This is a genomic window from Vibrio sp. 10N.222.46.A1 (assembly GCF_041473595.1).
Lineage (GTDB): Bacteria > Pseudomonadota > Gammaproteobacteria > Enterobacterales > Vibrionaceae > Vibrio > Vibrio tasmaniensis_A.
The window spans coordinates 1-6,452 of sequence record NZ_JBFRSN010000569.1; the positions used below are offsets into that span (position 1 = coordinate 1).

The 6,452-nt window shown below is 43.6% G+C and carries 4 protein-coding genes and 1 pseudogene; 1 reads left to right on the plus strand and 4 read right to left on the minus strand.

Annotated elements, in window-relative coordinates:
• Positions 1–72 precede the first annotated feature (72 nt).
• Together tig and AB4496_RS16130 are read right to left on the minus strand one after the other, a co-directional pair.
• On the minus strand, positions 73–1,371 hold the full coding sequence (gene tig / locus AB4496_RS16125) for a trigger factor (RefSeq protein ID WP_004736079.1): 1,299 nt from the start codon (positions 1,369–1,371) through the stop codon (positions 73–75).
• Positions 1,372–1,665: 294 nt separating this feature from the next.
• Positions 1,666–1,848 (minus strand): annotated as a pseudogene (locus AB4496_RS16130) (hypothetical protein); the annotation flags it as partial.
• Positions 1,849–2,011: 163 nt separating this feature from the next.
• Between AB4496_RS16130 and chrA the strand changes: the two are divergent.
• Positions 2,012–4,534 carry a chromate efflux transporter gene (gene chrA / locus AB4496_RS16135; RefSeq protein WP_372131360.1) on the plus strand — a complete coding sequence of 841 codons (2,523 nt, stop codon included), beginning with the start codon at positions 2,012–2,014 and terminating at the stop codon, positions 4,532–4,534.
• Positions 4,535–4,634: 100 nt separating this feature from the next.
• Here the strand turns inward: chrA and AB4496_RS16140 are convergent, their stop codons facing one another.
• Entirely contained in the window at positions 4,635–5,345 is a 711-nt protein-coding gene (locus tag AB4496_RS16140) for a class I SAM-dependent methyltransferase (RefSeq protein WP_102257767.1), read from the minus strand.
• A 9-nt stretch (positions 5,346–5,354) separates the two neighbouring features.
• Entirely contained in the window at positions 5,355–6,284 is a 930-nt protein-coding gene (locus AB4496_RS16145; protein WP_086048858.1) for a glycosyltransferase family 2 protein, read from the minus strand.
• Positions 6,285–6,452: the final 168 nt, after the last annotated feature.

The window sequence follows — 6,452 nt, forward strand, 5'->3', positions numbered from 1 at the left end:
ATTAAATCATACGGACCATTGTTAGCAGAATTGTTGACCGTACGTCAACCTTCTACGTCAGATATTACTATATTAAGCAGGTTGCTGATTCATTAGCTCGTTGAAGCTAACTTCTTTATCAGAAACTTGAGCTTTAGCGATGATTGCATCAATAGCTTGCTCTTCTAGAGCAACATTGCGCATGTTGTTCATCATTTGCTCGTTTTGCTCGTAGTAAGCAATAACTTCTGTTGGATCTTCGTATGCTGTAGCCATCTCTTCGATGATAGCTTTAACTTTCTCGTCATCAGCTTTTAGCTCTTCAGTCTTGATTACTTCACCAAGAAGAAGACCTACAACTACGCGACGTTTAGCTTGCTCTTCGAACAGCTCACGTGGAAGTTGGTCAGCAGCTTCAGTGTTACCACCGAAACGTTGAGCAGCTTGTTGACGTAGAACACCGATCTCTTGATCGATTAGAGCAGAAGGTACGTCGATGTTGTTTTCGTTAACTAGACCGTCGATTGCTTGCTCTTTGATGCGGTTCTTAACTGCTTGCTTAAGCTCACGCTCCATGTTCTTACGAACTTCAGCTTTAAGGCCTTCAACGCCTTCAGCTGCGCCGAACTTAGAAACGAATTCTTCGTTTAGTTCTGGAAGCTCACGAGCTTCAACTTTGTTCAGCTTGATAGAGAACTTAGCAGCTTTACCTTTTAGGTTTTCAGCGTGGTAATCTTCTGGGAAGTTTACTTCGATTTCGAATTCCATACCTGCTGTTTTACCAACGATACCGTCTTCAAAACCAGGGATCATGCGACCAGCGCCCATCTCTAGTGGGAAGTTCTCAGCTTTGCCGCCTTCAAACTCTTCACCGTCGATAGAACCAACGAAGTCGATAGTTGCACGAGAACCAGCGTCAGCAGCAGCTTCAACTTCAGTCCAAGTCGCTTGTTGCTTACGTAGAGTTTCGATCATCTCTTCAACGTCAGCTTCTTTAACTTCTACTGCTGGTTTCTCAACAGTGATGTTTTCTAGACCTTTCAGCTCAACTTCTGGGTAAACTTCAAAAGTTGCGTTGAATACTAGGTCAGCGCCTTCGTTGTTTTCAACTGGTGCGAAAGTAGGTGCGCCAGCTGGGTTGATTTTCTCTTTAACGATCGCTTCGATGAAGTGACGTTGCATTACTTCGCCCATCACGTCTTGACGTACTGCTTTGCCGTACATTTTAGCAACCATCTTCATTGGCACTTTGCCTTTACGGAAGCCATCGAAACGACGGTTTTTCGCGATGTTGCGTAGTTCAGCTGTAACTGCATCTTCGATGTTAGCAGCAGGAACAGTAATATTAAGACGGCGCTCTAGGCCTTCTAGCGTTTCAACAGTAACTTGCATTATATAAACCTCAAAACTGGCTCAGTAATCTGAGCATATGAGCCGTAACTTAGCTTTAATTCAAAAGCCGACGTTGTTGGCTGCATCCTTGTGTAGTGCTCTATCCGAACACCTAATTTAAAATCGAGCATTGATGTCTGAATTGATTATTCAACCAAACACCAGACTAATCAGCGATATCTTCGTTCTTCACGCGTCGATTAAAACGCAATAAAGCTTGTTTTCGAAAACAAGAAAGGTATCTCCGATTAGCCTCAGGACAGAAATTTTAGACGCGACATTCTAGCGATCTGTTTAATCTCTGTCGAGCCGTTCACCTCTGCATGATGATGAATGCTCTAAATTCGTCCAACTAAATGATACAAAAACGATCAAATCATCACTTAGCACAACAGAAATGGGGACAATAGCGACTTTTTCAAGGGAATCGAGGGCTTTTTTTGCTAAAAACCTTAAAAAGAGATCTTGCTCTTGTTTTACCCCTCAGAGTCGATAACTTTTTCAACAATCCCCGTTACAAACCCTTAACCTACATCCATCTGGCGACTGTCTACTTTCAGCAAACACTACCGCTATTTGCTACCATAAACGAGAGAAGACAGGCTTGATTATTTACCAAAGAAATGAGCGGAGAGCCTTCATGTTTCAAGCTTTGAGAATCCCAATCCTATTAATGGCCACATACAGTTTACTAATGGTGTTCGGCGGTCATTGGGTGTGGAACACAAGCCATGAAAGTTTGTTAAATGATCATCAATCTAAGCTAGACCGATTTTCGGTTCATATTTCAAGCCAACTCGACAAGTTCGCGCACATTCCCGAGCTGCTTTCAAAAGACAAAGAGTTGGTCGATGCTCTTCACTCTCCAAGTAACTCTGCGCAAATCGAACTCACCAATCGCTACCTAGAACACGTAAACTCGGTGATTCAAGCATCGGACACCTATCTGTTAGATAGCATTGGCACCACCATAGCAGCCAGTAACTGGAATCTACCGCGTTCTTTTATTCGGCGAAATTTCGCTTTCCGTCCCTACTTTCAAGAAGCGATTCTTGGCAATGAAAATCAATATTTTGCGCTAGGTTCAACCTCTGGGAAACGAGGCTATTATTATTCTTACCCCGTCGCCTATGCCGCCGAGATTATTGGCGTCATTGTCGTAAAGATGGATTTATCGCTGATTGAAGCAAGTTGGAAAGGCAAACAGAGTTTTTTTGTTGCTGACGATAAAGACCAGATCGTATTTATGTCGAGTAATCCTGAGTGGCTGTTCAAAAGCCTTCAACCATTAAGCGAAGAACAACACACTCGAATTCAAGAAAGCAGGCAGTATCTCGATACAAAAATAGAAAGCCTGCACTTCTCCGGTGACTTAGAGAGTGCTACTAGCAATATTGAGTCTCCCCACAAGCTCGTCCAAGAGCAGTTCTTTAACTCCTCACGCTTCCTAGCCGAGCCAAAACTCACCATACGAGTATTTTCTCCGACCCACTTAGTTTGGTGGGACTTGGTTGCTTACCTTGTGGTTTTGAGCCTTATTTTTGCGATTATTTATCTAACGATGCAACTCAATCACCATCGACAACAAAGACGAGCTCAGATAGACAGACTGCAATCCGAAGCCAAGCAAAAGCTAGAATTTCAAGTGCTTGAACGAACATCAGAGTTGCATGTCGAGATTAAGCACCGAATCGAAACTGAACATGTACTGAGGCAGACACAAGACGAACTCATCCAAGCCGCCAAACTGGCAGTGTTGGGGCAAATGTCAGCAAGCATCAGCCATGAACTGAATAACCCGCTTGCTGCGATTCGCAGTTATGCCGACAACGGCCGACTGTTTCTTGCCAAAGAAAAAACCGAGCGTGTCGATGACAACCTATCGCGAATCTCGGCGCTCACTGACCGTATGGCTAAGATAAGCCACCAGCTTCGTTCCTTTGCAAAGAAATCCACTGCGGAAGAGCTGCACACGTTACAGATACTGCCAGTATTGCACTCGTCAAAAGAACTGATGAAACCACAACTCAAGAGTGAACGAGTAAAGGTCAACGAACTTCCTGAAACCTTTGATGCTTGCGTGCTCGCCAACGCCATTCAATTGGAACAAGTGATCATTAATTTGCTGACTAACGCGATTCAGGCGATGGAACAACAAGACGACAAACAATTAGCTATTCTGTTAGAGATTAGGAAGCCCGACCATCAACAAGCCAAGACCTTGCTGATTCATGTCGATGACAATGGCCCAGGCTTCACCTCCCCTTCTGTCATCCTAATGTTGATATTGGCCTTAGTGAGCAACCAGTTGTTGGAAGCACCGCTTTTCATTTCAATCATCCACGGACTTAAGCTACTCGCAGTCGTGGTTGTAGCTGACGCCACTTTCGGCATGTACAAAAACTTTTGCCAATCAAAGGTAGCAACAGCACTGTGTGTAATCACCGCGATTGTTCTACTTTTGATTCCTGGGATCTGGCCTCAAGTCTTAGTGCTCCTATTTGCAGCGATGGTTGGCAGTAAGTTCTTAACCTCGCAAGACTCAAAAACAACGCCTTCGACACATAAGATATCCATAACACCGCTAGTGATTTTTGTAGCACTACTGATTGGTTTACCTCTGTTCAGTGCATACTCTCAAGGCATTGAAGTATTTGGTTTATTTTACCAAGCAGGTAGTTTGGTATTCGGTGGCGGGCACGTGGTTCTTCCATTGCTACAAAATGGTATTGGCGACCAACTGTCTCAAGATACCTTCCTAACAGGCTATGCCGCTGCGCAAGCTGTACCTGGCCCAATGTTTACATTAGCCACTTATCTAGGCTATGTGTTGATGCCATCGGCACCGATTACAGGTGCACTGCTCGCAACAGTTGCGGTGTTCTTACCGGGTTTCTTATTGCTACTGGCTGTACTGAAGAATTGGCAGGCGATTGCAAGCAAGCCTTTGGTGGCAGGTGCTCTTACCGGTGTGAATGCAGCAGTTGTTGGTCTATTGCTTGCGGCTCTATACCAACCCATCTTCACAAGCGCAGTGAGCAGCGGCATAGACTTCGCTCTGATCATTGTTGGTGTGTGGTTATTAAAAACCGTAAAGGTCCCGATTGTAGGGTTAGTGGGTGTGTTTATGTTGTTTGGCGCAATTACAGGTTTGGCGATCTAAGCTATCAATTAATAGACAGACAAATAAGAAGTGAGAGGTTTGATCGCTTACTTCTTGTTTTCCCGCTCTTCTTTCAAAAACTAAAAGCATCTTTCACTTCCTATAGTGGTTTAACCCCGTGGAAGTTGAAGAACAAATTGCAATCAATAAGCGGCACAAAGCTCAGCGGCCAAAATGATTTTTGGTGTTCAGGAAGGTAATACCTTAAGAAAGCGATTAAGTTATTGCATGGATTGACATGCTCTCTCGCCATAATGTAATCGTAATGCCACCCCTTCAGTAAGGCGTGTTTTCTTGTCGTCATATAGCGACCGATTTTCCAAGCGACCCCAGGATCGGTAGGAATCAAAATAGACAGAGTGCCTCCAGGCTTTAACACTCTTAACCACTCTTTAATCACCAAGTGAGGCTCGTATAAATGCTCCAATATATGGGTCGCGATAACACGATCGAAGCTATTAGTTTCAAAGTCTAATTGCCGAGCATTGGCCAAATTGAAAACAAGCTTACCGTTAGAACCAATATGATTGAGTTGCTCTTTTGCCACCTCAAGCGCCGCAGCATCGCCATCACTCACGATATACTCGTCAAAGGTGTGTTTGACGTGCAGCAAGTGTTCACCTGTACCGGAGCCCACTTCTAACACTCTCGAAAAGTGTTCACTTTCACCAAATGGCTTTTCACATGCTATATGACCAGCTCTCATCACATAACCCGTTGTATTGCCGTTATAAACTCGCTCATCATATTCGTCACTGAAACGAGATAAATAATCGATCCACTCTTTGTCTTCATCCTTGCTTGTTCTCATGCTTGATTCCTATTCAGATAGCGTTTTATCACTCGTTCGTAATATAGAAAGGATCCTCATCTCTCGCCTACCTCGTGATACGTTGTCGAGTATCAACCCACAGAAAAAAGACATCACCGCTATCAATGCAATTGAACTAGACAAAATAGCAGTAGGCACCCTTTCGACGAGCCCAGTATCGATGAAGTCGATGATAACGGGGATTCCTAAAACCAATGAAATGAAGCAAAGCAACATAGACAATACGCCAAAGAAGAACATTGGCTTTACATCTCTCAATAAGAACAAAATGAAATTGAGAATTTTGAGCCCATCACTAAAGGTATTCAATTTGCTGGCTGTGCCTTCAGGCCTTGATTGATATTGCGTCGAAACTTCTTTGATTGGCATATTATGATGTAGCGCATGAACGGTAAGCTCTGTTTCTATTTGGAAGCCATCACTGAAAATGGGTACGGTTTTGACAAATCGATGGCTCATAATTCGATAACCAGAAAACACATCACTCAATTGAGCATTGAATGCTAAATTAATCAGCGATGAAAACAGCTTATTTCCTAGGATATGCCCTTTGGGATAAGCCATTGAAGCTCGCTCTCGACTTCCAATAATCATATCGAGTTTTTCATTATCCAATTGTTCGATCAGCGCAGGGCATATTGACGCATCGTAAGTGTCATCACCATCAGCCATCACATAGATATCAGCATCAATATCAGAGAACATTCGCCTGACAACCTCTCCTTTACCTTGGCGAGGCTCATGTCGAACAATAGCCCCAGCTTGCAAGGCCTCGTTTACCGTGTTGTCGGTTGAGTTATTGTCATAAACATAAATAGATGCATCAGGTAAAGCCTGCTTAAAAGACATAACTGTCTTCCCAATAGCACCCGCTTCATTAAAACATGGGAGCAATACTGCTAATTTCTGCTTATTCATTCTCACCCCTCACTTTAAAAACTCGGTAACCATCCTTAACTCCGTCGTATGTCACCTCTAGCCAATCTGGAACATTATCCCCATGAAGCCTTTTAACTAGAGAATTATCGCTTCCCGACGCCTCCAGAAGAGATAAATGAGGGTCATTACCAATCAATATATAATCTG